Source organism: Pseudomonas sp. (assembly GCF_037994325.1).
In the GTDB taxonomy this organism is placed as follows: Bacteria; Pseudomonadota; Gammaproteobacteria; order Pseudomonadales; family Pseudomonadaceae; genus Aquipseudomonas.
In genome coordinates this window covers 1-3282 of record NZ_JBBNAH010000456.1, presented here as the reverse complement: position 1 = coordinate 3282, position 3282 = coordinate 1, and the positions used below count along the sequence as shown (strand labels likewise).

The window sequence follows — 3282 nt, the reverse complement described above, 5'->3', positions numbered from 1 at the left end:
GAGCATGGGGAGTGGCTAAGCCGATGATGAACTTCACCAAGTGGTAGAAGTTGCCGCTGCGCAGAATCAGGCATAGCCGCTCAAGGCCGTCATAGAGCTGTTGCCGTGCCTGCAAACAGACACAGGCAGCCGGTTCGAAACGCAGTACATTGTTGTTCGACAACAATGGCGCCACGCGAATACGGTGCTCATGCAACAAGTAACCGGCGTAGACAAAGCCAATGATGTCACTGCTGGCCAGGGCACGCAGGCCAGGCGACTCTGCCTGGCCTTGGTCGATGAACTCCATCGCCAGCATCAGCCCTTCGCCACGGACATCCGCCACCACTTCGGGGAATCGTTGCTTCAACTCCAGCAAGACGGTCTTGATCTCATCGCCTGTTTGCATACAGGCGCGCATGATGCTCGCGTCTTCGTCCAACAGTTGCAGGCTGCGCAGGGCAATGGCCGAGCTGAAATCATCCTCTGCAAAGGTCGAGGTGTGGATCAGACTGAATCTTTCCTCGAAGCAGCTCCGGGCGATGCTGACACTGGCGATCTTGGCCAAGCCGCCCCCCAGGCTTTTGGATAGCAAATAATAGTCAGCGCCGACACCACTTGCCTCGCAGGCAAGGAAGCGGCCGGTACGGCCCATGCCACTCTGAATTTCGTCGAATATCAGATGAATCTCGTAATCGTCGCAGATGTTGCGAAGCTGGCGTAGGTAGCCGCCATCGAGTACATGAACACCGCCTTCGCCCTGGATGGGCTCAACGAACAACGCGGCAAGGTTACAGATCTCATGAGCCTGGACCACGGCTTGGCGTTGCGCATCAAGCCCGACGCTGTAATAGCGCAGCGTACGGATGCTGGCCTGATGCCGGAAATCAGCCGGATCGTCGCGACTGACAAAAATTACTTGCGGTCCAATGGAAGCGAAGTCGGCACGGTACAGCTCGTTCTCGGTCAGGTTTACCGCTCCGCTGGTTTTGCCGTGATAGGAATGATGCAAGCAGCAGAAGTAAGCACCCGCCTCGAGAAAGGACTGCTGATTGAGGCGACGTACCGCCTGTACCGCCTCGGCAAACGTTGCCACCTTTTGCTCCAGCAACTCCTTTAACAATCGCACTGACTCACTGGCTACTGGCAGGCGATCTGGCATCTGGTTATTACGCAGCTTCAACAGGCGCTTTTCACTGGCATCGAGCAGCCCTTGCCTGCGCTGACGATGGGCCAACAGTGCATGTTTGAGCGCCGCCTCCACGGCCTCGGCACCACTATTGGCCAACGTGGTGACAAACTCACGGTGCCAACGCGCCGACAACATCGCATTGAGCTTGTGCCCCAGCAGCGCGGTGAAACCACGCAGGCTTGCCTGAGCGGCAAAGGGGCGGTTAGTGCGCAACAGATCAATAGCGCTAGCAACCAGTTGCGGATGGTTATGGCCGAACATCAACGCACCATAGCCACCGAGGAAATCGTAAACGCCTATGCGCTCGCCACGCTCGTCGATGTATTCAAGGGCATCGCCCTGGGCAACCACATACTCGACATCCAAACGCAAGCAACTGAGCAAACGACCGGTTAGCGGCCTGACAAAGCACTGATAGTGGCTACGTTTGGTGCGCGTAAAAGCGTGCTCATCGCTCGCATGCCCTTCACTGCCCAGCTCTTCCAACATCGTTGAACTCCCTCAGCCATACGTACCAGTGCGTCAGCGCTGGACCAATCTAGAGGTGAAACGATGCGGCAGATATCGGACTGTTCTGAGAGTGCTCGCGATGCGTAAATTCTCGAGCAACGCCATGACCTAAAAAAATACCGATACATAGTGCTATAGGCGCGGAAAGGTTTATGAGCCCTCCCACGAGGCAACGGCGGTCAGAGCAGCAATCTCCTGTGTCGTTTAGCCCAAGGCCAAGGCGCTCTGCTTTCCGCTATGATTGCGCGCACCTCTTTGTCGTGAGATTTCCATGCGCCGCCTGCTCAGCCTATTTCTGCTGTTGCTCGCCCTGCCTGCCAGTGCCAGTTTTCTCGATAACCGTCCCAGCGCGGTACTCGGCTCGCCGCTAAATAACAGCGCCGACTTCCTGCCCGTGCGCGAGGCGTTCAAGCTCAGCGTGGTGAGCAATACGGCCGACAAAGTCACCCTGCGCTTTGTCGCCACCGACGGTTACTACCTGTACCGCCATCGTTTTCAATTCCGCATCGAGCCGGCCGACGTCGGCAATGGCGCGGCGAAACTGCCCGATGGCGAGAAAAAAACCGACCAGTATTTCGGCGACGTTGAGGTGTACCACGGCATTGTCGATGTCGAGTTGCCGCTGAAAAACGCCTACAACCTGCCCTACTCGCTGTTTGTCACCTACCAGGGCTGCGCCGATAAAGGCCTGTGTTATCCGCCGGAAACAGAGCGGTTGGAGCTTGATGGCAAAGCCGCACCGGTCAACGCCTCTGCCGCGGGCACCGCCAGCCCAACGCCAGTGAAGGGCTGGAGCTGGCATGAGCTGCTGCTGTTTTTCGTCGCCGGTTTAGGCCTGACCTTTACCCCTTGCGTATTACCGATGCTGCCAATCCTCTCCGGCGTGGTGCTGCGCGGGCAGATTGGCGGGCTGCGCGGGCTGAGCCTGTCGTTGGCCTACGTGTTGCCGATGGCCGCCTGCTTTGCGGTACTGGGTGCCTTGATGGGTGTGTTTGGCGCGGAGTTGAATCTACAAGCGCGCCTGCAATCGGCCTGGGTACTGGTGCCGTTCGCACTGTTCTTTAGCGTATTTGCTCTGGCGATGTTTGGCGTGTTTGAACTGCGCTTGCCACGCTTTATCAGCGAGCCGCTGGACCGTATGGCCGGTAATGCCAAGGGCGGTTCACTGTGGGGTGCGGCGCTGCTAGGGGTGGTGTCGAGTTTGCTGGTTTCGCCTTGTGTCTCCGCTCCTCTGGCCGGGGCGCTGCTGTACATCAGCGCCAGTGGCGACGCCTTGGGTGGCGGTTTGAAGTTGTTTGCGCTGGGCTTGGGCATGGGCGCGCCCCTCGTGCTGTTTGCGGTCGGCGGCGGCACCTTGTTGCCCAAGGGCGGCACGTGGATGGTGACGGTGCGCAATGCGTTCGGCGTGTTGCTGCTGGCGGTGTCGGTATGGATGCTCGAACGTGTGCTGCCGCCGAGCCTGGCGTTGGCGTTGTGGGGATTGCTGGCGGTGGGCGTGGCGTTGTTCCTAGGTGCACTGGAGTTCAGCTACAAGGCACCCCGTGCACGCTTGGCCCAGCTACTTGGGTTGCTGTTGCTGGTATATGGCATCAGTGCTTGGG

2 protein-coding genes are annotated in these 3282 nt (G+C 58.7%); one reads left to right on the top strand and one right to left on the bottom strand.

Translation table 11 applies throughout. The features are described 5' to 3' along the window. Positions 1-1660: aminotransferase class III-fold pyridoxal phosphate-dependent enzyme (locus tag AAAB16_RS15300; RefSeq protein ID WP_340664092.1), on the bottom strand; the 1660-nt coding region annotated here is incomplete at its 3' end. A 292-nt stretch (positions 1661-1952) separates the two neighbouring features. Here AAAB16_RS15300 and dsbD point away from each other — a divergent pair. After that, the coding region (gene dsbD, locus AAAB16_RS15295; RefSeq protein ID WP_340664091.1) for a protein-disulfide reductase DsbD at positions 1953-3282 on the top strand (1330 nt) is incomplete at its 3' end.